Here is a 23,318-nt window from a genome sequence, read left to right on the forward strand (position 1 = left end):
TTCCTTGGCGCTCTAGAGAATACGGTCGAGGCAATGAGCGAAAGCACGGCGCAGGTGCCGGTCCACCATGTTCCTTGAAATTTTGAGCTTCTCGCTGATCTGGTCCGGCGTCATATGGTGAAGTCGGTGCAGAATGAAAACAACACGACGCCTTTCCGGCAATTCCCCGATAGCCTCGCGCAGTGTCGCAATCCGGGCTTCTATTTCCAAAGCGTGGTCCGGAGCGGCCCCGCCGCTTGCCACCAAAAGGGCTTCCCGCTCAGAGCCTGAGAAAAGTCGCGCTTCCTTCGTTTCCCGGCGTTGGTGGTCGATGCCGAGGTTAATGGCAGCGCGGCAAAGAAACGCCTTGATGGAACGCTTGTTCTGGAGAACCTCAGGCCTGGAGGCGAGCTTTATGTAGAGATCGTGCACCACATCGCGAGCGGTCGAGCTCGGATGACCCCGCCGACGTACTGCGCTGGTAATCTCAGCATAGTGCGCCTCCATGGCACGGTTCAGCAGCTCGCTGCTGTCAACAGTATCCCAGACAAGGGGCGCGGGGGAGGAGCTCGACATTGGCACACGGTTCCCAAACCAAAATCAGGTTCAAGGCGAGACATTGAACCATCGTGAAAAATGGCTAGCCAATCTCGAAAAGTCTCGCAAGTGCAATAGGTTAGAATAATTCCAAACGATTATTCGTGCTTTTCATAAATCAAGACAAAATAACTCACCTTTATGTATGATTTCCTTGCCAGATTCTGGTTTGCATGTTTGCGCTGGAAAAAATGGGACGCGCCAGCGTCTTATCCGAAAGGTGGGAGCTGTGGTATTTTTGTGACGTGCGTTAGCGGCCTCACAGCGGGATGCAAAGCGGCGTGCCTGCAACCGGATCGCGGATAACCACTGTTCTCACATTGAAAACATCAAAAATGGTATCGGCGGAAATAACCTCATCGGGCGTTCCGGCCGCCGTAATCCTTCCGCCTTTCAACATGACGATGTGCTGCGCAAAGCGTGCCGCCTGATTGATGTCGTGCAAAACTGCGACAACGGTCTTCCCGTGCTGTTCAACGAGCATTGTGATGAGCTTCATCAGTTCTATCTGATGCTCAAGATCGAGATAGGTGGTGGGTTCGTCGAGCAGGATTGCCTCACCCTGCTGCGCAAGCGTCATAGCAATCCAGGCGCGCTGGCGTTGACCGCCAGACAGGCTGTCGAGCGCGCGGTTGGAAAGGTCGCTCATGCCTGTCAGCGTGAGAGCCTCGTCACAGGCTTGCTGGTCATGACCAGACCACCGGCTAAAGAACTGTTGATGCGGATAGCGGCCCTGTCGCACGAGATCGGCAACCGTTAGACCTTCTGGCGCGACGGGACCCTGTAACAGGACGCCCACCTTTCGCGCGATGTCTCGGGTCGATAGCTCCGTCAAGTCGCGGCCATCCAGTCGTATGCTGCCGCCAGAAGGCTTCATGAGTGCCGCAAAGGTGCGAAGGATCGTGGACTTTCCGCTGCCATTCGGGCCGATGAGCGCCGTGAAACATCGTTCTGGGATGGCGAGATTCAGATCTTTTACGATGCGGCGTTGCCCATAATCGATGTTGACGGCCACGCCTTCGATCTTGCCATAGCGCTTCTTATCCATGGTCATGGCGGCGTACCCAAAGGAGATAGGCGAAGAATGGAGCTCCCAGGAGCCCTGTGATAATGCCTGCCGGAAGCTGCGCTGGTGGCAGGATGGTGCGGCCTGCAAGGTCTGCGGCGACAACAAGGCAGGCGCCGGTGAGAGCGGCGACAGGAATTATCCGGCCATGCGAGCCCCCTACCAGGCGCCGTGCGATGTGGGGCGCGATCAGGCCAACGAAGCCAATGAGGCCAGAGACGGCAACTGCTGCGCCCGAAAGCAAGATGACAATGACGATCATCAGGCCCCGCACGAGATCAACCGGCTGCCCGAGGCTCTTTGCGGAGTTGTCTCCAAAGCGAATAAGATCGAGTTCTCGGGCGGCAAGGAAAGCAAGCGTGACGGGAACAATGAGCCAGAGAGCGAGCAGGCGAACCTTGGTCATGCTGGCATCGTAGACACTGCCCGCCAGCCAGATCATCGCCCGCTGCACATCGCCAATGTCGCCAAAAGTTGAGAGAAAGGTGGTGAAGGCCGTGGCGATCGCGGAAAGGCCGATGCCAATCAGGATGATGCGAAGCGAGGATGAGCCGTTGCGCCAGGCGAGCGCGTAAACAGCAAGCGCCATGGCCGCTGCACCCAAAAAGCCAGCCGCTTGCAGGAGTAGAACGGGCGGATCCTGAACCAGGACAATAACTGCCATCGCCGCTGCCGCCGCACCACTGTTGATGCCGAGAACACCTGGCTCCGCAAGCGGGTTACGCATGATGGCAAGCGTTATTGTGCCAGCGATCGCGAGTGCAACTCCGACGAGGAGCGCGAGAAGGACGCGCGGCATCCGAAGGTCGAAGACAATCATAGCACTCTGCGGATCGGGGTCGCCCGTGCCCGTTAGCGCCTGGAAAAGATCCTTCCATGTCAGCGAGACGTCGCCAAAGGCCAGGCTCGCGGCAACGAGAAAGGCGAGCAGAAGCGTAAGAGCGCCGCAAGTTCGGATCATGCCTCGTTCCTCAACCGCGTGATGGCGAGGTAGAGGAAGAACGGTGCACCAATGAGCGCGACCGTCACGCCAACCGGAAAACTCTGGCTTCCGAAAACCACCCTCCCGAACATATCTGCGAGGAGGACGAGCAGCGCCCCGCCAACCGCTGCGAAAGGAATAATCCAACGGTAATCGACACCAATGCACATCCGCACGATATGCGGGACAACAAGGCCAACAAAGCCAATCGGTCCGGTAAGCGCGACAGCGCCGCCCGCAAGCAAGATGACGATGGCAATCGAAACACCGCGCCAGACGATCTGGTTCTGTCCGAGGGATCGCGAAGCATCTGCCCCAAGGCTGAGCGTCGTCAGATGACGGCCAAGAAGGAGTGCTGCGACAAGGCCGGCGAGGATGGAAGGTGCGACCATTCGAGCCTGCGCCATGGTTCGTCCCGTCACCGAGCCAGCGGTCCAGAGCCGTACCGCATCGAGCGTGCTCTCGTCAAAAATCAGCACGGCGGTGGTGAGCGACGTGAGAAAGGTGGCGACGACGACACCCGCGAGCACAAGCCCGAGTGTTGAGTGCCTAACCCCACCCAGGGAGCTTACGGCGTATACGGTGATCGCCGCGGTTGCGGCACCGAGAAATGAGAACCAGACATAGATATCCCCGACGCTGGCGCCAAAGAGGCTTATCACCGTGACGACTGCAAATGCTGCCCCGGCGTTGATGCCGAGAAGGTCGGGCGAGGCAAGTGGATTGTTCGTGACGGCCTGCATGATGGAGCCGGAGACGGCGAGCGCGCTACCGGCAAGGAGTGCCGCGATGGCGCGAGGCAGCCGGATAGTCATCACCAGCAAGTGGTCGCGCGAGCCATCGAACTGAAAGATCGCGGATGTAATTCGGGAAAACGCTATGGGTACCGAACCGGTCGCGACGGAGCTCATTGTGGCAAAGACGAGGAGACAGAGGAGTGCTGAGAGCGCAAGCATCCGCGCGCCATCGGCAGCAGCAAGACGAGCGCCTCTTCGACCTGTCATCAGTCCACCAGAAGATAGCGCTCGACGTCGTCGAGAATGCGATTTGCCGAACCGATGCCGTGGAAGCTCTGCCATGGGCCCCTATTGACCCGGTGGGTACGTCCAGCCTGGACGGCAGGCAGCATTTGCCATAGCGGGTTTTCAGTTACCTGCTTTTCCAACGCGTCGTCTGGACCGCTCTCGAAGCCGCTGGCGGAAACGTAGAGCAGCACGTCTCCGTCGAGATTACCAAGCTCCTCCCAGTCCGGCCGCTTGACGATGGTGTCGTCGGTCACGGTCTCGTAAGGTGATCGCTTCACACCTGCCTCATGCAGCACGGCGAAAGGGGCGTAGGCTTTGGGTCCATCGACGAAAACGACAAATCGATCAGGCGCCAACCGAACGGATGATACCGTGAGCTTCTTGCCCTTCATTCGTTCGCGGATCTCAGCGACGCGGGTATGGTAGGCATCCAGCGAAGTCTTCGCGACGCCTTCTCGACCGGTCACCTGAGAAAGGCGCTCCAGGTAGATTTTCCAGTCCATATGCTTGAACAGCACCGTGGGTGCAATTTTTGCAACCTGTTCATAAATGCCGGAATGAACTTCCGCCGACCCGATGATGAGATCTGGTTTGAGAGCGGCAACCCGCTCGAGGCTGGGCTCCTTCGGATTGCCGAGATCGACCATCTTTTTGGCCTTCACCACATCGAGAACAGCCTCATCGGTGATCGCCATATAAGGCGTGGCTATAACAGGCGCCTCCAATTCGATCAGCATTCCAAGCGTGATCAATGGATCAAGCGTGACGACTCTCTTGGGGGCTTGCGGAATGCAGAATGGCGGATTGTAGACCTCGTCGACCAGCATATCGCCCTGACAGGCGGCCTGCGCCAGCGAGCCAGCCAACAAAAATGCTAGGAGACAGAGAGAGAAGCGCAAGGGAGAACCACTTCATTGCTGGAAATTGAAGAGCGATTGCGGAGATAAGCCCCGCAACCGATGGGGTTAAAGCGCGCTGCGGAGCATAGTGTCACGCAGCGCAGATGTGCGACCATACGCTAGAACTTCGCTCGCACATTGAGGCCGAAGGAGCGGCCCTTGCCAGCCTGCCCATAGGGTAGCGCTGCATATGGATCGATCTGCGTAAAGTATTTTTCATCCGTCAGATTTTCCGCCAGGAGAGTGACCTGCCAGTTGTCGACTTTGAAACCGACCTGCGTGTTCAGGATGAAGCGCGAGTCGATGTCGTACATGCCTTTTGAGCCGAAACGGGAATTGTACTCGCTGGTATATTTCGCATCGGCCCCCACGAATATCCCGCTTTCGAATTCGTAGCGTCCGCCAAAGCCCAGGCTCCATTCGGGTGCCTCTGGGAAGGATTTTCCGTTCTGCGATTCAGCCAGCGATGCAAGGTTGAATTCTATGAACTTTGTGTTGAGATAACCGAGCGAAGCAAATGCAGTGAATTGATCCGTCACCTCCATGCTGGGCTCGATTTCGAAGCCCCATGCGCGTGAATTGGCGGCGTTCGAAATGACGCGGTAGCCCGCATTATTGGGGTCAGGACGGATTTCCACCTGCTGATCATCATACTTGGTATAGAAAAGATTGGCATTCAGTGTCATGCGTCCGTCGAGAAGCGTACCCTTGTATGACAGTTCCACGTTCTGCGAGTATTCGGGGTCATATTTGCCGAGGGTATCTTTCACCCGATCGTAATAGGATGCGCCCGAGCGGAACCCCTGCGTATAGGTAAGACCGACAGTCTGATTGTCTGCGAACTCATTCGAAATACCCACTTTCGGTATGAAGTTGATTTCGTTGAGCGATGAGGGATCGCCGGTCAGAACCGCCGCCGGATCAATGAGGCCCAGGTAGTTTTTCTGGTGATCCTTGTCCTTTACATAGTCCAGACGTCCGCCAGCGGTGGCAAACCACGTCGGTGCAAACTCGTAGGTGGCTTCACCAAAAACGGCGAGGTTGGATGTGCGGCGGTGCTGAGTGTCGCTCTGCTGATAGGGAGCGATAAAAAAGTCGGTTGCCCCGTCCCATTTTTCGTAGCTGCCGTAAACGCCGGAGACCCATTTCCAGCGGTCACCTTCGTAATTCAGGCGAAACTCGTGCGTAAAGATCGAGTTGTCATCTTCGCCCGTGCTGCCATCTGTAATGCCAGCCGTGCCGTAATCGACAGAACGTCTGTTGTTGATGCCATATTGGAAACCCGTTTGCGAAGTGAAGCGCAGGGTGTCAGAAATGTCATGCGTGACTTCCAGCCCGAGATTGTGGGTCTCCGTCCAGCGGAGTTCAGTATATGTGATGGGTTTGTTGTTGAAATCGCCGCGCCCCGAATAAAGCCCCACCAGCGCATCGTTGGGTCGATCTTTCGAATATGAGTAGGTCAGTACCGCGCGAGTATCTGGCATTTCCGATGGGGTCAGCAGCAGCTTGCCACGCAGCACGCCGCTCATGTCAGTGATGAGATCGTCGTAATAGTTGTACGTGCTTAAGTTCGAGTAATCCGGTTGGGCGCGCGAACGCTCGAAAGCGCCGGAAATTCTGAGTGCGACCTGATCGTCGACAACAGGCGTATTGTACATGAAGGCGCTACCGACAAGATGGTCGGTGCCCACGGTGCTGGAAAGCTCCAGTTCCTTTTCGAAGGTTGGGTCCTTTGATTTGATGTAGACGGCACCGGTCATGGCTGCGCGGCCGGAAAGCGTGGATTGCGGCCCGCGATAAACCTCGACCTGCTCGACGTCCCAGAGATTGCGTGCGCCAAAACGGGCGTTGTAGCGTGTTTGCAGGATGCCATCGACATAGATGGAGCCGGCAGCGTTACCGGAAGCCACAAGACCTTCGGAACTCATGCCACGGATAACGAAACCAGAATTGACGGTTGCGCTATCCATCACGTTCGCCATGCGGCGATATGCTTCCTGGGTGGTGCGAATCTGGCTATTTTCCAAGCTTTGAGCACTGAGAACGGCGACACCACTTGTCGTGCTGGCGAGGGTGGTCGCATTGCGGGCACCGTAGATCACGATGGGTTCGAGCACGGTCCCGACCTGCTCCGGGTTTCCTGGGGAAGAAGGCGTACTCTGCAACGTGACCCGATTTTCTCCGGCAAAGCGCGCATCAACGCCGGTTCCGGCGAGTAGGGCCTTCAATGCCTGTTCGGGTGTCAGCATCCCATTCAAGCCGCGGGTTGATTTGCTTTGGGCAACCGACGCGTCGAACAGAATCTGCAAGCCGGTCTGGGCGGCAAGGCTGTTAAGCGCCGGGGTAAGCGGACCTGCTGGTACTGAGATCGCCTGCTGTGCTGCCTGAACCTCTCGCGCCATTGCAGGCAGCGTTGGTGTCAACATTATAAGCGCTGATCCTGCAAAAAGGACAGCTCTGAGGCTCGCTCGCGCCTCGCCTGTAGCGGAATAAGTATTTATCATAGAATCCCCAAACTCTCCGGTATTCAAGGCTTTGCGGCCTACCGCTAGGAGCAACTCCACATTGTGCTCGAGGGATAGACGATTGATCCATCCGGTTTGGGACTCTGGCTGCAAAAAAATGATTAGGTTTTTAGTCTGCGACGCCGAGATGTCGCCGCATGGCGCGGCTTTTCGTGGCATCATTGCCGCATGAGAGAGGCATGGGGTTATACCCTTCGCCCATGTGCAGGGCCAAACGCACCACTGACGGCGTCCAAAAGACCCAAACGGCGGACGCGCAGCCAATGCGTCGTGTTTTTAACGAAATCAGCGCGGTCGGGCCATGAACGTTACAGTTTCGGAACGGACTATAGCGCTTGGTCAGTGTGAGTGGAAAACAGCGCCTACTGTTGTATCGGGAATCTCGATCAGACAGGCGGACAACGGTGAAATTGGCAGCCGGATGGCTGCTCGCCTTCTCCTCGGCATCACAATCGCCTCACGATCTTCCTTTTGTCTCACGACATCGTTGCGAACAAAACTTAACGCTGTCCCAGTTCTTCTCCCACTTCTTTCGCCATGAAAACGGCCTGCCGCAAACCGGGCAAATCTTCGTAGGCAGGTTTGATTTTTCGCGATGTTTTGCCATCCGTTATTCCAGAATCTTCTATCGTTAAAACAACCTACGCCTAGGATGACGAGAGCAGTTCGGCGACGACGTGCGCGCGGTCAGCTTTGCGGCCGTCGGCGGTTTCCGGGACCATATTTAGTGCTGCCTTTGGGGATGTAAACAAGTCTGCCTTGATTGGCCGTTCAGTTGACACTCCATCCACGCACCTGCTGCCCACCGAATATCATTTCAGTCGGCATCTGGAAGATGAAATAAGGATTGAGCATCGGCAACGCGCTTGCCACTTCCAGTCGTTGCAGATGTTCATCCTCCAGTACAATGTCGAGAGAGGCAATGTTTTGGGTGAGTTGCTCTACCCGACTTGCACCGATCAGCACTGAGGAGACGCCGGGGCGTTTCGTTACCCAGGCCAACGCTACTTCTGCAGGCGAACGGCCAACCTCCATTGCTACCGCTTTCAGAACATCAACAATATCGAAGTTGCGATCCGTAAACAGCATGCCACCAAACGGGTTGTCACCATTGAGGCGCCCATCGCTTTGGCCTTCACTCACGGTTCCGGCCTTGTCTGGCAGGGCGGCTGCCCGGTTGGCGTCGCTGATCTTGTCGCGACCGTATTTTCCTGTCAGCAGACCAGCGCCAAGCGGGCTCCACGGTACCATGCCCAAACCAAATTCGGCACCTGCGGGAATGAGATCCAGTTCCACGCCACGGTCGATCAGCGAATAGGCATATTGCAAGCCGATCGGCTTTGGCAGACCATGCGCTTCTGCAAGCGTTGCGACCTTTGCCACATACCAGGCAGGTGTGTTGGAAAAACCATAATGCAGGATCTTGCCAGCGCGAACCGCATCGGACAGCGTTTGCAAAACCTCTTCTGCTGGCGTCGTGCGGTCCCACACATGCATCCAGTACATGTCGATGTAATCGGTTTTCAGCCGCTTTAGCGAGCCTTCCATCCCCATACGAATATTCTTGCCACCGTTGCCACCCCACAAAGGTGTGCCCTGCCCGCGCGGAAAACCGGATTTGGTCCCGATCACCAACCGATCACGCATGCCGCTGTCGGAAACAAAAGTCCCGAGCATGTCCTCGCTGCGGCCGGCGGAATAGACATCCGCAGTATCGATGAAATTGCCACCGGCTTCGACATAGGCATCGAAGAGAGCGCGCGCAGTTGTGTCGCCAGCGCCCCAGCGCTCTGCGCCGAAGGTCATGGTGCCCAGCGCCAACGGGCTGACGATGAGGCCGGACTTGCCAAGCGTGCGGTAACTGGTGAGATCCATCGGTGTTCTCCATCATTGTTGTGCAGAGGTGTAACGACCGGTGTCTGAGAAGATAAGCCATTGTTAGCGGCATGAACTTATGAGCACAGTGCATGAATGGAACGAAATGAACTCAATGATCTCCTCGCCTTTGCTGCCGTTGCCCGCGAGCGCAGCTTTACCCGTGCTGCTGCAATTCTCGGCATGTCACCCTCAGCGCTGAGCCACGCGATGCGCGGACTTGAGGAACGGCTGGGCGTCCGTCTTCTATCGCGCACCACACGCAGCGTGGCACCGACTGAACCGGGTGAACGGCTGCTGCAATCACTCAACCCGGCGCTTGCCGATATTGAAAACGGGCTGGAAGCATTGGCGGAGTGGCGCGGCAACCCGTCCGGCACGGTCAGGATCACCACTTTCGCCTATGCATCCCGCATGGTGCTTCTGCCAAAACTGCCCGAGTTTCTGCTGGCCAATCCGGATGTGCGGATTGAGGTGAATATCGATGATGGACTGAGGGATATCGTGGCCGCAGGTTTCGATGCCGGCATTCGGCTGGGAGAGGCCGTCGCCAAGGATATGGTCGCGGTGAAGGTGGGCCCGGATTTAAGGACGGTGGTGGTTGGAACGCCGTGCTATTTCGAGCGCTACCCTGCACCGTTGACCCCATATGACCTCGAACGTCATGCCTGTATCGGCTACCGACTGACGACATCAGGCGGATTGCTCCCCTGGGAATTTGAGAAAGACGGCAAAGAGATCAATATCCGCACCAGCGGCCCCCTGGTGGCCAATGATGGCGATCTGCCCGCGGCTGCCGTTCGTGCCGGCGCGGGGCTCGGTTACATCAATGAGCATGATGTGGCTGACGAGATCGCAGCGGGAACCCTTATCCAGGTTCTGGAGGACTGGTGTCCAAGCTATCCTGGCTTTTTCCTGTATCACCCCAGCCGCAGGCAATCGCCACCAGCTTTGAGGGCTCTGATCGCTGCTCTAAAGGTGGCATGAAATGCGCCACGCTTTGAGCCCGCTATGTATAAGCAGACCATCCCTAGATGGATGATTGTTTAGAGATATAAAAAACAACCTTCCAAATCATCCAACGACCATATATGTTCCGCATTTGTTCGTGAGGCTATCCAACTTCACTCTCGGCATCAAGTGAGCTCTTATGGCAGTTGCGTATCTGGAAAAATTGAACGAGCAACAGCGCCGGGCTGTCGAGCATGGCGTCGGGTTGGCGGAGGGCAACACGGCGGGGCCACTGCTGATCATCGCTGGCGCTGGCTCTGGCAAAACCAATACGCTGGCGCATCGTGTGGCTCACCTCATCGTCAATGGTGCGGACCCGCGCCGCATTCTGCTGATGACCTTTTCGCGCAGAGCCGCCTCGGAAATGGCTCGTCGCGTGGAGCGCATCTGCCGTAATGTGCTGGGTGCCAATGCTGGTATCCTCACAGACGCGCTTGCGTGGTCCGGTACGTTTCATGGGATCGGTGCGAGACTGCTCAGGATGTATGCCGAGCAGATCGGTCTCAACCTCGATTTCACCATTCATGATCGTGAGGACAGCGCCGACCTCATGAACCTCGTGCGGCACGAGCTTGGCTTCTCCAAGACGGAAAGTCGCTTTCCCACCAAGGGCACCTGTCTCGCGATTTATTCCCGGGCCGTCAACTCCGAAACGCCGTTAAACGAAATCCTGCGCCAGCACTATCCATGGGTCGCCACATGGGAAGAACAGTTGAAGGAATTGTTCGGAGCTTATGTGGAGGCAAAGCAGGCGCAGAACGTGCTCGATTATGACGATCTCCTGCTTTATTGGGCGCAAATGGTCAGCGATCCCGATCTCGCCAACGATATTGGCAATCGCTTCGACCATGTCATGGTCGACGAATATCAGGATACGAACAAGCTGCAGGCGTCCGTCCTCATGGCGCTCAAGCCGGGTGGGCGGGGACTGACCGTTGTCGGTGATGATGCGCAATCAATCTATTCGTTCCGGGCCGCGACGGTTCGCAACATTCTGGACTTCCCGGCGTCCTTCAGTCCGGCGGCAGACGTTATCACGTTGGACCGGAACTACCGTTCGACCCAGCCTATCCTCGCAGCAGCCAATGGCGTGATCGAACTGGCGCGGGAGCGTTTCACCAAGAACCTGTGGACCGAACGGGAATCGCTTGAGCGACCCAAACTCGTGACCGTCAAGGATGAGACCGAACAGGCGAATTTCATTGTCGAGCAGGTGCTGGCAAACCGCGAAACCGGGATGACGTTGAAACAGCAGGCCGTCTTGTTTCGCACATCCAGCCACAGCGGCACGCTCGAAGTCGAACTGACGCGCAGAAACATTCCCTTCGTGAAGTTCGGCGGATTGAAATTTCTCGACAGTGCCCATGTGAAGGACATGCTGGCGGTGCTGCGTTTCGCCCAGAACCCGCGTGACCGAGTGGCCGGTTTCCGGCTCCTGCAAATGCTGCCAGGCATCGGCCCCAAGAAAGCCGGCACCATTCTAGACACGATCGCCACCGACCCTGAACCGCTATTGGCCCTTGCCGAAATCCCGCCACCGCCCAAGACGGGTGCGGACTGGACCTCCTTCGTTCAACTGCTGGGCGGCCTTCGGAAAAACCATGACGGCTGGCCGTCGGATATCGCGCAGGCCAGGCAATGGTACGAACCACATCTCGATCGCATCCATGAAGATGCTGACACCCGCAAGGCCGACCTGCTGCAACTCGAACAGATTGCCAGCGGCTACCCCTCACGCGAACGGTTCCTCACAGAGCTGACGCTTGATCCGCCCGATGCCACGAGCGATCAGGCGGGCGTGCCGTTGCTTGATGAAGACTATCTGATCCTATCGACCATCCACTCGGCCAAGGGACAGGAATGGCGCTCGGTCTTCATGCTCAACGTTGTCGATGGCTGCATACCGTCAGACCTCGGGACAGGCACGACGCAGGAAATCGAGGAGGAGCGGCGCCTGCTCTATGTCGGCATGACGCGCGCAAAAGACAGTCTGGCGCTGATCACGCCGCAGCGGTTTTTCACGCACAGCCAGAACTCGCAGGGTGATCGGCATGTTTACGCTTCGCGTTCTCGGTTCATCCCGGCGACACTGCTTCAATATTTCGAGTCGGTTGCATGGCCGAAAGTCTCAGCCGCAGCATCCGAACGCAGCGCCCAGCAGATCCGCATCGATGTCGGCGCACGCATGCGCGGCATGTGGAAATAGGAGCGTCCGCGTTGTAGAGGATGGGCATACAGACCGATCCAGCAAGCACAAGGGCAATCGGTAAGGACCAGACATGCACCCGGTTCGCAAAATCATTCATGTGGATATGGATGCGTTCTACGCTTCTGTCGAGCAACGTGACAACCCTGAGCTCCGGGGCAAGCCGCTGGCCGTCGGGGGATCGGCTGCCCGAGGGGTTGTGGCCGCCGCGAGTTATGAGGCAAGAGCCTTCGGCGTCTATTCGGCCATGCCGTCGATCACCGCGAAACGGAAATGCCCGGACCTGATATTCGTGCCACCTCGTTTCGAGGTCTATCGTCAGGTCTCACAGCAAATCCGCGAGATCTTTGCCCAGTACACACCCGTTATCGAACCGCTTTCACTTGATGAGGCGTATCTCGATGTTACCGAGAACCTGAAAGGCATGGAGATTGCAACTGATATAGCGCTCGAAATCCGCGCAAAGATAAAGGATGTCACGGGCCTCAACGCATCTGCGGGAATCTCATACAACAAGTTTCTGGCGAAGATGGCGAGTGACCTGAACAAGCCCAATGGCCAGGCGGTGATCACGCCGAAGAACGGGCCGGCCTTTGTCGAGGCCCTCCCCGTCAAGAAATTCCATGGAGTGGGTCCCGCCACAGCCGAGCGGATGAAACGACACGGGATCGAAACGGGTCTGGATCTGAAAAACAAACCGCTTGGCTTCCTGCAACAGCACTTCGGCAAATCAGGCCCATATTTTTACGGCATTGCCCGCGGCATTGATGAGCGGCAGGTCAAGCCCAATCGCATCCGAAAATCCGTCGGCGCGGAAGACACGTTTGTCGAGGACATCGAAAATCTCGACGTCGCCAAGGCCGAATTGAGACCCTTGGCCGAAAAGGTCTGGCGGTACTGCGAGGCACACGACATCACCGGAAAAACAGTGACGGTCAAAATCAAATATTCAGATTTCACCCAGGCGACACGAAGCAAGACCGTAGGGGCAGATGTCTCAGGCATCGACATGATCCTGGACATAGCGGAGCCCCTGCTCTCTTCGGTGTTTCCGTTTAAAGGCCCGGTACGGCTGCTTGGGGTAACCCTGTCATCACTGAACACCGAAGAAAACGGCCATAAACAGCAGCTCGCGCTTGAGCTGTGACCCGGTAGCCGTCACTTCAAAAAAAGATGTAACACAGCAGGAGTGATGCCGCTGTTGCCGACATAGAGAGGCCCGCGTTATCGGTGGGCGTGGTGGCCGTTGGGATGTGCAGGCAAGCGCCTGCTTAACGTGCGAGCGACTGGCGGGCAACGCTCTGGATGTCAGCGCGATTGATACCCAGATCTTCGAGTTCGCGCGAGCTCATACGGCCAAGTTCGCTAACGGTCTGACGGTACTTGCGCCAGTTGTTGAAAGTGCGTGCTACGTTCATGATGATCCCCTTTCGTGAGGTCTCTTGACGCCAGCAACCTTGCTTCGGTTCCAACGTCGTTTCGATGAGCTTGATATAGGCGCCTCGCCGTTGGCCGATAAGGCACAAGGTCTCAGGCCCGCTATGCGTTCAAAGCATGTGTCTGACCGCAGATTGCCGCCTCATATAGCTAGGCGCCTATCAACACACCTCTATTATTTCATCTAAAGCAATTCACTCTCAATTTTTATTGCAATTCTACAGCATCATCCGCTGGCTTAAGTTCTCAACTGTAACCAAGAGATGAACGCACAGAGGCAAGGCAAGCAACATGATGTCACTTTCAGACAATCGTTCGGCATAACCTTCAAGACTTGCCGCCTCCCCTCCTCCATTCCCTTACGCAACCCATCAAAGGAAATACGACATGTCCAACAAGCTTCAGGTCCTCACACCCCAGAACAGCCAGATCATCTTCATCGACCAACAGCCGCAGATGGCCTTCGGCGTTCAGTCCATCGACCGTCAGGTGTTGAAGAATAATGTCGTCGGTCTTGCCAAGGCTGCGCAGATTTTCAACATTCCGACCACCATCACCACCGTTGAAACAGACAGCTTCTCGGGCAACACCTTCCCTGAATTGCTGGCCGTCGTTCCCAACAATGACATCCTCGAGCGTACATCAATGAATTCCTGGGACGACCAGAATGTTCGCGATGCGCTTGGCAAACACGCAGCCGAAGGCCGCAAGAAGATCGTTGTTTCCGGCCTGTGGACCGAAGTCTGCAACACGACCTTCGCGCTGTCTTGCATGCATGACACAGATTATGAAATCTACATGGTTGCCGACGCCTCCGGCGGCACGTCCGTGGATGCGCACAAATATGCCATGGATCGTATGGTTCAGGCTGGTGTGGTTCCCGTCACCTGGCAGCAGGTTCTTCTGGAATGGCAGCGTGATTGGGCGCGCAAAGAAACTTACGACGCCGTTACCACCTTGGTCAAAGAGCATTCCGGCGCTTACGGCATGGGCATCGATTATGCCGTTACGCACGTTCACGGCGGTTCCGAGCGCGTCAGCCACGGCAAGCGCATCGGCCCTAACCCGGCCGCTATCTGATCTGAAGCAGCCCCGCCTGAATTACCGGGCGGGGCAATCATTTTGGAAAAGGAACGCTTCGATGAAAATCTACCTCCTTTCGCTCGCCGTCGGACTTCTCGTCGGGATGATTTACGGGCTTCTCAATGTGCGGTCACCGGCACCCCCTGTCATCGCTTTGGTCGGCTTGCTTGGCATTCTCGTCGGCGAACAGATCGTGCCGCTGGCAAAGACCATATGGGCGAAAGAGCCCGCCGCCGTTTCGTGGCTCACACACATCAAGCCACATATGTTTGGCCATATGCCGAAGGGCGGGCAAGCCCCGGTTGCTGTCGTCTCTCGAGATGACGCTACAGATGGGCAAGTCTGATGGCGACGCGCCGCACGTTCCTCGGCGGGGCGTCAAGTCTAGCTCTGTCCAATCTTTTCTCCACGGCCAAAGCCGCAGATCCAAACAAGACCGGAGCAGACACGATGCATCCCGATATCATCCTGCACAACGGACGCGTCACAACGCTTGACCGCGCCAACCCCGAGGCGGGGGCAATCGCCATCAAGGACGGCATTTTCACTGACGTGGGCAGCGATGCCGATGTGATGGCGCTGGCTGGACCGGAAACGAAGATCATCAATCTCAAAGGTAAGCGCGTTCTGCCCGGCCTGATCGACAACCATACCCACGTCGTGCGTGGTGGGTTGAATTTCAACATGGAACTGCGCTGGGACGGCGTTCGCTCGCTGGCCGATGCCATGGATATGCTCAAACGGCAGGTGGCGATAACACCTGCCCCGCAGTGGGTGCGTGTCGTCGGCGGCTTCACCGAGCACCAGTTTGCAGAAAAACGCCTGCCGACAATCGAAGAAATCAACGCTGTCGCGCCCGATACACCCGTCTTCCTGCTGCACCTCTATGACAGGGCGCTTCTCAATGGCGCGGCTCTTCGCGCCGTTGGCTACACCAAGGATACACCTGAGCCGCACGGTGGTGAGATTACGCGCGATCTCAATGGCAATCCGACCGGGTTGCTGCTGGCCAAGCCAAATGCAGCCATTCTCTATTCCACCCTTGCCAAGGGGCCGAAACTGCCGCTGGATTATCAGGTCAATTCGACCCGTCATTTCATGCGGGAACTGAACCGATTGGGCGTTACCGGTGTGATTGATGCCGGCGGCGGTTTTCAGAACTACCCGGACGATTACGAAGTCATCCAAAAGCTTTCCGACGAAAACCAGATGACGGTTCGTCTCGCATACAACCTGTTCACGCAAAAGCCGAAGGAGGAGAAAGAAGACTTTCTCAAATGGACGCAGTCGGTCAAATACAAGCAGGGCAATGATTATTTCCGGCACAACGGCGCGGGCGAGATGCTCGTCTTCTCCGCAGCCGATTTCGAGGACTTCCGCCAGCCGAGGCCCGAAATGGCATCGGAAATGGAAGGTGAACTGGAAGAAGTGGTGCGGGTTCTGGCCGAGAACCGCTGGCCATGGCGTCTACACGCCACCTATGACGAGACGATCACCCGTGCGCTCGACGTGTTCGAAAAGGTCAACAAGGATATCCCGCTCGAAGGTCTGAACTGGTTCTTCGACCATGCCGAGACGATTTCGGATCGCTCTATCGACCGTATCGCGGCGCTTGGTGGTGGCATCGCCACCCAGCACCGAATGGCCTATCAGGGCGAATATTTCGTCGAACGCTACGGTCACGGCATAGCCGAGGCCACACCGCCCATCGCCAAGATGCTGGAGAAGGGCGTCCATGTTTCAGCCGGTACCGATGCCACCCGTGTCGCCTCCTATAATCCTTGGGTATCACTCTCGTGGATGGTGACCGGCAAGACCGTTGGCGGCATGCAGCTTTATCCCCGTGCCAACTGCCTTGACCGTGAAACGGCACTGCGCATGTGGACGGAAAAGGTCACGTGGTTCTCCAACGAGGAGGGCAAGAAGGGCCGCATCGAAAAGGGCCAGTTCGCCGACCTCATCGTGCCAGACAAGGACTTCTTCTCCTGCTCTGAAGACGAAATTTCCTTCCTGACCTCGGAGCTCACCATGGTCGGTGGCAAGATCGTCTACGGTTCGGATGACTTCAAGGCGCTGGATGAAAACGACGTGCCGCCTGCCATGCCGGATTGGTCTCCCGTTCGAAAGTTCGGCGGTTACGCTGCATGGGGCGAGCCGGAGGGTGCAGGTGCACGTTCCTTGCGCCGCACCGCGATTTCCAACTGCGGCTGCGCCAGCGATTGCGGTGTTCACGGTCACGACCATGCGGGCGCATGGACGTCGAAACTGCCGATTGCCGATCTTAAAGGCTTCTTTGGCGCGCTGGGTTGCTCGTGCTGGGCGGTGTGAGTGCATCTCCTCTGACGGACGGGCCTTGTGGCCCGTCCGCATATAACTATTGTAAAAATTGCAATTAAATGGAAACTATTGATGCAATTGTTAGCGGCAATGTTTCGGCCCAAAATCACTCCATCGCAACAGCTCATCAACATGGGCAAACCTGCAGGAGCAGCCATGACCTACAATTCATCGACCACCACTAAACTGAAAACAGGTCTGGCGGGCATTATCGCAACCCCAGCGGTCCGGACAGTTTCTCTGCTTGCGCTGTGCGCAGCCTATATTCAGGGTCCACTGACCAAGATCTTCGATTTCAACGGTGCGATGGCAGAGATGGACCATTTCGGTCTGCATCCAGCTGCCCTCTTTGCGGTGATCGTCATTGTTTTCGAGCTGACGGCGTCTGCCATGGTGATTTCAGGGTTTCTTCGCTGGGCTGGTGCGCTGGCCCTTGCAGGCTTCACAGTCATGGCGACGCTCATCGCTCTCCGGTTCTGGGAAATGGCTCCCGGCATGGACCGTATGATGGCGACCAACGCTTTCTTCGAACATCTTGGCCTTGCCGGAGCATTCGTCTTCGTTGCCGCCTTCGATCTCAGCAAGGGAGCGAAGTGATGAGCGCCCGCACATCCACAAGCGGAAGCTTCGCCCCGCTGCGCCAGCCGGTCTTTGCGGTCCTGTGGGCGGCAACGGTTCTGGGCAACACGGGCAGTTTCATGCGCGATGTCGCCAGTTCCTGGTTGATGACCGATCTTTCCGCCGCACCCACGGCCGTTGCCCTTGTGCAAGCCGCAGGTACATTGCCGATCTTCCTTCTGGCGAGCCCGGCGGGCGTTCTCTCTGACATTCTCGACCGTCGCAAATTCCTGATCGCCATTCAGCTTCTGCTGGCCAGCGTCAGCATATCGCTGATGACCCTGTCCTATTTCGGCATGCTGTCCGTCAGCGCCTTGATTGGCCTGACATTTCTAGGCGGCATAGGAGCTGCTCTGATGGGGCCGACATGGCAGGCGATCGTGCCGGAACTGGTGCCGCGCGAAGATGTGAAAGGCGCGGTCGCGCTGAACTCGTTGGGTATAAACATTGCCCGCTCGATTGGCCCTGCGGCAGGCGGGCTTTTGCTCGCGGCTTTCGGAGCGGCTGTCACCTATGGGGCTGATGTTGCCAGCTACATACTCGTCATCGCAGCACTCATCTGGTGGCCACGCGCCAAAAATGCCGACGACGCCTTGTCTGAAAATTTCCTCGGCGCGTTTCGTGCTGGGCTGAGATATGCCCGCGCCAGCAAGCCATTGCATGTCGTGCTGTTGCGAGCGGCCATTTTCTTTGCCTTTGCCAGCGCCGTCTGGGCGCTTCTGCCGCTCGTCGCCCGCCAGCTTCTTGGCGGTGACGCCAGCTTCTACGGCCTTTTGCTGGGCTCGGTCGGCGCTGGCGCCATCGGTGGGGCGCTGGTCATGCCGAAACTGAGAAAGCGTTTTGATGCGGATGCTCTTCTGCTGGGCTCTGCCATCATCACAGCCCTGGTTATGGGCGCACTCTCCTTTGCCCCTCCGCAATGGCTGGCCATCATCATCCTGCTGTTTCTCGGAGCATCGTGGATAACCGCACTAACGACGTTGAATGGCGCGGCGCAGGCTGTTCTACCCAATTGGGTAAGAGGTCGCGGACTTGCAGTTTATCTGACGGTGTTCAATGGCGCGATGACGGCAGGCAGCCTTGGGTGGGGTGCGGTGGGCGAAGCCGTGGGCGTACCTGCAACGCTGCTCATCGGAGCAGCCGGATTGCTGGTCGCGGGCTTTATCATGCACCGTGTCAAGCTTCCAGCAGGCGAAGCGGACCTGGTCTCGTCCAACCATTGGCCAGAGCCGCTGGTCGCAGAGCCGGTTGCACATGATCGCGGCCCAGTATTGATCCTGATCGACTACCACGTCGAGAAGCACAACCGCACCAAGTTCCTGCACGCTCTCGATGATATGTCGTCCGAACGACGCCGCGATGGTGCCTATGGTTGGGGTGTGACAGAGGATTCAGCAGACCCTGAGAAAATCACCGAGTGGTTCATGGTGGAATCCTGGGCGGAACATTTGCGCCAGCATAAGCGCGTGTCGAATGCGGATGCGGATATGCAGAGCAAGGTCATCACCTTCCATACTGGTCCAGACAAGCCCGTAGTCCGGCACCTTCTGACCATCAACAAACCCGGCAAGGTAAGGTGAGGTGAGGTGAGGTGAGGTAAGGTAATTATTGCAACAATCGAAACTTATTAGAGACTTTTATTGCAATTGTTGACGGGCTTTTCTCGGCGCATTCTCTCCATACCGACAGACGCATTGCACGAAAATTCCTCGAACGAACAAGGAGCCGTCATGGCCAACCACAATCTTTCCCTCAGCCGCCGTGATGCACTTCTTGCCGGGGCTGTGTTGACGGCAGGGATGCTGCTTCCAACCCGCCCGGTTCATGCTGCACAGGCTACCAACCATCCAAACCCAACGACAGGAGACGATACAATGAGCTTCGTTAAAACCACAGACGGCGTCGACATTTTCTACAAGGATTGGGGTCCGAAGGACGCACAGCCAATCGTATTCCACCATGGCTGGCCGCTGTCGTCAGACGATTGGGATGCACAGATGCTGTTCTTCGTTTCAAAGGGTTATCGGGTGGTTGCCCATGACCGTCGCGGTCATGGACGCTCGGCCCAGGTATCCGAAGGGCACGACATGGACCATTACGCTGCTGACGCCTTTGCAGTAGCTGAGCATCTGAACCTCAGAAATGCCGTTCACATCGGCCATTCCACAGGTGGCGGTGAAGTTGCCCGTTATGTTGCCAAGCACGGCGAACCCGCTGGCCGCGTTGCCAAGGCTGTTCTCGTATCCGCCGTTCCTCCGCTGATGCTGAAGACCGAAAGCAACCCCGAGGGCCTGCCCATGGAAGTCTTTGATGGTTTCCGCTCGGCACTTGCCGCGAACCGCGCACAGTTCTTCCGCGATGTTCCCGCTGGCCCGTTCTACGGCTTTAACCGGGATGGCGCGACGGTGCATGAAGGTGTCATCCAGAATTGGTGGCGTCAGGGCATGATGGGCAGCGCGAAAGCCCATTATGATGGCATCAAGGCGTTTTCGGAAACCGACCAGACCGAGGATCTGAAGGCCATCAGCGTTCCAACGCTGGTTCTGCATGGCGAAGACGACCAGATCGTTCCGATTGCCGATGCAGCCCACAAGGCCATCAAGCTTTTGAAGAACGGCACGATCAAGACCTACCCCGGCTTCTCCCACGGCATGCTGACGGTCAATGCCGACGTGCTGAATGCTGATCTCCTGGCCTTCATTAAGGGCTGAAACGTCCACGTTGACCGACTAAAAAATGCTGATGCCGATGGCCAACCCGCTGTCGGCATCACGCCTGCTAGTGCCGGTTACGCAAGCGCCATTCGCTTGGCGCAACACCGGTTGCCCGTGTGAAGCTTTCAACAAATGCAATCTGATCTTTAAAACCGCAAACCTGCGCCACCGCGCCAATGGTTTCTGCCGTTTTGACAAGATAGGACTTGGCCCTTGCGATCCGGGTTTCCAGCAACCACTCGCCAACAGGGTGACCAGTCGTTTGTTGAAAACCGTATGCCAAATCCTCCACCGAAAAGCCGCTTGCCATCGATATGTCCGCGAGGCTGATCTCGCGGGACAGGTTGGTGTTGATATAGGTCTTGATACGTTTTTCCTGCAGAGGTGTAAGCCGACCGGACGCAGACAGGTTTTGCGCAGGCGACCGTCCGTATCTGTGGGCAAGGTGAGCCATAAATGCGAGGCCGATGTGGGGAACAAGCATGTCTCGTGCCTGATCCGGCATGTCGAACAATGGCATCAACGCCGCACCCATGTTGTGGATGACCTGATCGTGCAGACCCCGACAGATCATAAAATCATCGATCCGTGGTTCACCCGCTTCCTCTGCAAGCTCGGCAAGATGCGGTGCAGGGATGTGGAAAATCAATACATCAAGTCTGCCGTCTATGGAAATAGCCGCACCCTTCGCCAAACTCACCAGACAGATCGAGCCGTTTGAATAGGACTTGATCGGACCCATGCTACCATCAGACGCAATGTCGCAATGTCGGGCATCTCCAAGATAGAGCATAACCAGGAACGCATCATCAGGTGCGAGGACCACCCGGCTGTTGCCGTGTTCGTAGCAATTCACAATATGCACGATGGTGAGCTGCGCTCCTCCCAGCGGCTTGACTACGAATGCCCTTGCTGCATCGACACCAAAGCTTGCTGCGATTTTTTCATTGACTTTCAACCATTTACTCACATCTGTATAGTGCTGGCATTAATTGCGCTGTAGACGTAATCGGGAACCATATATTGCAGTTTCCTACACGCTAATTTTCACGCTATATTGTACAAAAGCGCTTTTTCAAGATCGATTGGTCGCTAAACTTTACGACAAGCGACCAGCATAATTTATGAGTAAACTGCGTTTGTCGCAGATAAGGGAGCTAGGTTTCATGATGACTGGTCCCGGAAATGCAAGCCTTTACACCCCAGTCAAAGCTGCGGACAAATTCGGCTGCACGTTGACCCAATTGGCGACGAACCAAAACCTGTCATCGCCGGACATGGACATTTTCCGCAAGGCAACGCGCTCCTCCCAACTCGATCAGGTCAGCACATCTGGAAGCGATCAGGGGTTTCTGGTCGGCGTGTCGTTACGCGCAGGTCATCAGTGGCGTATTTTTCAAGAGCACCACGCGACCAGCCACGACTTTTTCGAAAACACATTTTATATCCGTAACCTAGCGGATGACTACAAAGCTGATCTTTGCACGCCGTTCGATTTCATGCTGTTTCAGATATCGCCTTCTTCTCTGGCAAAGATCGCTGATGATGCTGACGTGGGCGGAGTGAATATGCTGCTACCGGCGACGGCTGGCAAGGATATCGTTCTGACAAATCTGGCGCGCGCGTTGATCCCTGCCCTCCAGCGACCGGAAGAGGCCAACGCTCTTTTCGTTGATCAGATGACGACAGCGATTGGCACCTATCTGGTTCAGCGTTACGGCGGGCGGCCTGTACCGGCCCCTGTGCGAACGCCGGTGCTTTCACGCGCGCAAGAGCAACTGGCAAAATCCATTCTGCTCGAGCATCTTGAAGGAGATGTTTCGATTGCTGACGTTGCGCAGGCCTGCAACCTGTCGCGCGGCTATTTCATCCGTGCTTTCCGCGAAGCCACAGGCGTGACGCCCTATCAATGGCTCCTGAACCAACGCGTAGATCGCGCCCGGCACCTGATAAAGACGTCCAATGCGCCTCTCGCGGAGATTGCCGTGGCCTGTGGATTTGCGGATCAGAGCCACTTCACACGCGTGTTCTCGGCTCTCGTCGGGACAACACCCGGCACTTGGCGACGCAGTATTTGATTTTTTCCTACAATGAAGTTTTGCCCCACCGCGACCGCCGCATACGACTAGACATGTGCGACGGTGCAGAGGGGGCCGTCCTGATATTGATCTCTGCCTGGTAAAGCCATCAGGTAACGTTGACGTCGCACATTGCGGCTAAACGGACGCCGCAATCACCGCGCCGTAAATGACCTCGGCCACATCAGCGGGTGCTGACAGCAACGACATGTGGCTAGCCTCAAGCTCCGTTGTCTTTGCCTTCATTTTCGCGGCGAGTTCACGTCGCAACTCGACATTCACCGCACGGTCTTCACTGGAAACGAGGTAATACGTGGGTCTGTCTAACCAAGCCGCTTGGCTCACTGTGTCACTGAACGTTGAAACTCCAAGCGGCGTCTGCACAGCGGCAAGGAGCCTTGCCTCGCTCTCAGGAAGATCTTGGGCGACGTTGCCGATCCAGCTTTCCACACTCATCATAAGCTTGCCGTTTCCAATGTCGGTCACACCGCTCAAACCTGGAGGTGCTTCATGCGCGTCCACTTGATCGCCGGTCGACTGCCCCACGTCGGGGGCGAACGCCGCAACATAGACCAAGGCTTTGACGTTCGGACTGTTACCTGCTTGCGTAATAACCGTTCCACCCCAGCTATGACCGACAAGGACTACCGGTCCCTTGATTGCATCGAGCACGAGTTGCGTGGCAGCAACGTCATCGGCCAGCGAGGTGGTCGGGTTCTGGACCGCGACAACGTCGATCCCCTTTTCCAGAAGCAACCTGATGACGCGCCGCCAGCTGGAGCCGTCGGCCCAGGCACCGTTAACAAGCACTGCGGTGGCATTACGAGATGAATGCAATTCCATGATCGATCTCCTTGATCGTTTGAATGCGGTGTGTCTCGTCCCT

21 protein-coding genes are annotated in these 23,318 nt (G+C 56.7%); 10 read left to right on the top strand and 11 right to left on the bottom strand.

The window, feature by feature from the left end:
- Positions 1-12 precede the first annotated feature (12 nt).
- From IFT53_RS12155 to IFT53_RS12190, 8 genes are all read right to left on the bottom strand, one after another.
- The gene (locus IFT53_RS12155; protein ID WP_192064910.1) at positions 13-555 is read right to left on the bottom strand and encodes an RNA polymerase sigma factor; all 543 of its coding nucleotides are present in this window, start codon (positions 553-555) and stop codon (positions 13-15) included.
- Positions 556-835: 280 nt separating this feature from the next.
- Positions 836-1,630: an ABC transporter ATP-binding protein gene (locus IFT53_RS12160; RefSeq protein ID WP_192064911.1), complete on the bottom strand. Its 795-nt coding sequence runs from the start codon at positions 1,628-1,630 to the stop codon at positions 836-838.
- On the bottom strand, positions 1,617-2,603 hold the full coding sequence (locus tag IFT53_RS12165) for a FecCD family ABC transporter permease (RefSeq protein ID WP_192064912.1): 987 nt from the start codon (positions 2,601-2,603) through the stop codon (positions 1,617-1,619). Before IFT53_RS12165 ends, IFT53_RS12160 begins: the two co-directional genes overlap by 14 nt.
- The gene (locus IFT53_RS12170) at positions 2,600-3,628 is read right to left on the bottom strand and encodes a FecCD family ABC transporter permease (protein WP_192064913.1); all 1,029 of its coding nucleotides are present in this window, start codon (positions 3,626-3,628) and stop codon (positions 2,600-2,602) included. Before IFT53_RS12170 ends, IFT53_RS12165 begins: the two co-directional genes overlap by 4 nt.
- Positions 3,628-4,515, bottom strand: a complete 888-nt coding sequence (locus tag IFT53_RS12175) for an iron-siderophore ABC transporter substrate-binding protein (RefSeq protein ID WP_244656296.1) — start codon at positions 4,513-4,515, stop codon at positions 3,628-3,630. The genes IFT53_RS12170 and IFT53_RS12175 overlap by 1 nt, the downstream gene beginning before the upstream one ends.
- A gap of 152 nt (positions 4,516-4,667) precedes the next feature.
- Positions 4,668-6,974, bottom strand: a complete 2,307-nt coding sequence (locus tag IFT53_RS12180) for a TonB-dependent receptor domain-containing protein (RefSeq protein ID WP_244656297.1) — start codon at positions 6,972-6,974, stop codon at positions 4,668-4,670.
- Positions 6,975-7,530: 556 nt separating this feature from the next.
- A complete protein-coding gene (locus tag IFT53_RS12185; RefSeq protein WP_082249930.1) occupies positions 7,531-7,680 on the bottom strand; it encodes a DUF2256 domain-containing protein in 150 nt (49 codons plus the stop codon).
- 164 nt (positions 7,681-7,844) lie between these two features.
- The gene (locus IFT53_RS12190; RefSeq protein WP_192064916.1) at positions 7,845-8,948 is read right to left on the bottom strand and encodes an aldo/keto reductase; all 1,104 of its coding nucleotides are present in this window, start codon (positions 8,946-8,948) and stop codon (positions 7,845-7,847) included.
- Between the two features lie 96 nt (positions 8,949-9,044).
- Here IFT53_RS12190 and IFT53_RS12195 point away from each other — a divergent pair, with 96 nt between their 5' ends.
- The 3 genes from IFT53_RS12195 (at position 9,045) to dinB (ending at position 13,312) form a co-directional block, all read left to right on the top strand.
- A complete protein-coding gene (locus tag IFT53_RS12195; RefSeq protein WP_192064917.1) occupies positions 9,045-9,935 on the top strand; it encodes a LysR family transcriptional regulator in 891 nt (296 codons plus the stop codon).
- A 163-nt stretch (positions 9,936-10,098) separates the two neighbouring features.
- On the top strand, positions 10,099-12,165 hold the full coding sequence (locus IFT53_RS12200; RefSeq protein ID WP_192064918.1) for an ATP-dependent helicase: 2,067 nt from the start codon (positions 10,099-10,101) through the stop codon (positions 12,163-12,165).
- Between the two features lie 73 nt (positions 12,166-12,238).
- Positions 12,239-13,312 carry a DNA polymerase IV gene (gene dinB, locus IFT53_RS12205; RefSeq protein ID WP_192064919.1) on the top strand — a complete coding sequence of 358 codons (1,074 nt, stop codon included), beginning with the start codon at positions 12,239-12,241 and terminating at the stop codon, positions 13,310-13,312.
- 124 nt (positions 13,313-13,436) lie between these two features.
- Here dinB and IFT53_RS12210 read toward each other — a convergent pair whose 3' ends face one another.
- On the bottom strand, positions 13,437-13,583 hold the full coding sequence (locus IFT53_RS12210) for a DUF1127 domain-containing protein (RefSeq protein ID WP_082249934.1): 147 nt from the start codon (positions 13,581-13,583) through the stop codon (positions 13,437-13,439).
- A gap of 406 nt (positions 13,584-13,989) precedes the next feature.
- Between IFT53_RS12210 and IFT53_RS12215 the strand changes: the two genes are divergently transcribed.
- The 6 genes from IFT53_RS12215 (at position 13,990) to IFT53_RS12240 (ending at position 20,351) form a co-directional block, all read left to right on the top strand.
- On the top strand, positions 13,990-14,682 hold the full coding sequence (locus tag IFT53_RS12215; RefSeq protein ID WP_192064920.1) for a hydrolase: 693 nt from the start codon (positions 13,990-13,992) through the stop codon (positions 14,680-14,682).
- 61 nt (positions 14,683-14,743) lie between these two features.
- Positions 14,744-15,031, top strand: a complete 288-nt coding sequence (locus tag IFT53_RS12220) for a XapX domain-containing protein (protein ID WP_192064921.1) — start codon at positions 14,744-14,746, stop codon at positions 15,029-15,031.
- Positions 15,031-17,013, top strand: a complete 1,983-nt coding sequence (locus IFT53_RS12225) for an amidohydrolase (protein ID WP_192064922.1) — start codon at positions 15,031-15,033, stop codon at positions 17,011-17,013. Before IFT53_RS12220 ends, IFT53_RS12225 begins: the two co-directional genes overlap by 1 nt.
- A gap of 165 nt (positions 17,014-17,178) precedes the next feature.
- Positions 17,179-17,619: a DoxX family protein gene (locus tag IFT53_RS12230; RefSeq protein WP_192064923.1), complete on the top strand. Its 441-nt coding sequence runs from the start codon at positions 17,179-17,181 to the stop codon at positions 17,617-17,619.
- Positions 17,619-19,220, top strand: coding sequence for an MFS transporter (locus IFT53_RS12235; protein ID WP_192064924.1), 1,602 nt, complete (start codon positions 17,619-17,621; stop codon positions 19,218-19,220). Before IFT53_RS12230 ends, IFT53_RS12235 begins: the two co-directional genes overlap by 1 nt.
- Before the next feature lie 294 nt (positions 19,221-19,514).
- A complete protein-coding gene (locus tag IFT53_RS12240; RefSeq protein WP_192065028.1) occupies positions 19,515-20,351 on the top strand; it encodes an alpha/beta fold hydrolase in 837 nt (278 codons plus the stop codon).
- A gap of 67 nt (positions 20,352-20,418) precedes the next feature.
- On the opposite strand, the gene IFT53_RS12245 is transcribed toward IFT53_RS12240, so the two are convergent.
- Positions 20,419-21,312, bottom strand: a complete 894-nt coding sequence (locus IFT53_RS12245; protein WP_192064925.1) for a helix-turn-helix transcriptional regulator — start codon at positions 21,310-21,312, stop codon at positions 20,419-20,421.
- Between the two features lie 286 nt (positions 21,313-21,598).
- Between IFT53_RS12245 and IFT53_RS12250 the strand changes: the two genes are divergently transcribed.
- Positions 21,599-22,432 carry a helix-turn-helix domain-containing protein gene (locus tag IFT53_RS12250; RefSeq protein ID WP_192065029.1) on the top strand — a complete coding sequence of 278 codons (834 nt, stop codon included), beginning with the start codon at positions 21,599-21,601 and terminating at the stop codon, positions 22,430-22,432.
- Positions 22,433-22,570: 138 nt separating this feature from the next.
- Here the strand turns inward: IFT53_RS12250 and IFT53_RS12255 are convergent, their stop codons facing one another.
- Entirely contained in the window at positions 22,571-23,275 is a 705-nt protein-coding gene (locus IFT53_RS12255; protein ID WP_192064926.1) for an alpha/beta fold hydrolase, read from the bottom strand.
- Positions 23,276-23,318: the final 43 nt, after the last annotated feature.

This window comes from Rhizobium sp. CFBP 13644, assembly GCF_014842165.1.
Classification (GTDB): Bacteria; Pseudomonadota; Alphaproteobacteria; order Rhizobiales; family Rhizobiaceae; genus Agrobacterium; species Agrobacterium tumefaciens_C.

Bases quoted from the DNA above. Each gene is read 5' to 3' on its own strand.
- IFT53_RS12170 (WP_192064913.1), bottom strand. From the start codon at position 3,628: ATGACAGGTCGAAGAGGCGCTCGTCTTGCTGCTGCCGATGGCGCGCGG.
- IFT53_RS12255 (WP_192064926.1), bottom strand. From the start codon at position 23,275: ATGGAATTGCATTCATCTCGTAATGCCACCGCAGTGCTTGTTAACGGT.
- IFT53_RS12230 (WP_192064923.1), top strand. From the start codon at position 17,179: ATGACCTACAATTCATCGACCACCACTAAACTGAAAACAGGTCTGGCG.
- IFT53_RS12155 (WP_192064910.1), bottom strand. From the start codon at position 555: ATGTCGAGCTCCTCCCCCGCGCCCCTTGTCTGGGATACTGTTGACAGC.
- dinB (WP_192064919.1), top strand. From the start codon at position 12,239: ATGCACCCGGTTCGCAAAATCATTCATGTGGATATGGATGCGTTCTAC.
- IFT53_RS12225 (WP_192064922.1), top strand. From the start codon at position 15,031: ATGGCGACGCGCCGCACGTTCCTCGGCGGGGCGTCAAGTCTAGCTCTG.
- IFT53_RS12210 (WP_082249934.1), bottom strand. From the start codon at position 13,583: ATGAACGTAGCACGCACTTTCAACAACTGGCGCAAGTACCGTCAGACC.
- IFT53_RS12195 (WP_192064917.1), top strand. From the start codon at position 9,045: ATGGAACGAAATGAACTCAATGATCTCCTCGCCTTTGCTGCCGTTGCC.
- IFT53_RS12160 (WP_192064911.1), bottom strand. From the start codon at position 1,630: ATGACCATGGATAAGAAGCGCTATGGCAAGATCGAAGGCGTGGCCGTC.
- IFT53_RS12220 (WP_192064921.1), top strand. From the start codon at position 14,744: ATGAAAATCTACCTCCTTTCGCTCGCCGTCGGACTTCTCGTCGGGATG.
- IFT53_RS12180 (WP_244656297.1), bottom strand. From the start codon at position 6,974: ATGTTGACACCAACGCTGCCTGCAATGGCGCGAGAGGTTCAGGCAGCA.
- IFT53_RS12240 (WP_192065028.1), top strand. From the start codon at position 19,515: ATGAGCTTCGTTAAAACCACAGACGGCGTCGACATTTTCTACAAGGAT.
- IFT53_RS12235 (WP_192064924.1), top strand. From the start codon at position 17,619: ATGAGCGCCCGCACATCCACAAGCGGAAGCTTCGCCCCGCTGCGCCAG.
- IFT53_RS12190 (WP_192064916.1), bottom strand. From the start codon at position 8,948: ATGGATCTCACCAGTTACCGCACGCTTGGCAAGTCCGGCCTCATCGTC.
- IFT53_RS12165 (WP_192064912.1), bottom strand. From the start codon at position 2,603: ATGATCCGAACTTGCGGCGCTCTTACGCTTCTGCTCGCCTTTCTCGTT.
- IFT53_RS12200 (WP_192064918.1), top strand. From the start codon at position 10,099: ATGGCAGTTGCGTATCTGGAAAAATTGAACGAGCAACAGCGCCGGGCT.
- IFT53_RS12185 (WP_082249930.1), bottom strand. From the start codon at position 7,680: ATGGCAAAACATCGCGAAAAATCAAACCTGCCTACGAAGATTTGCCCG.
- IFT53_RS12215 (WP_192064920.1), top strand. From the start codon at position 13,990: ATGTCCAACAAGCTTCAGGTCCTCACACCCCAGAACAGCCAGATCATC.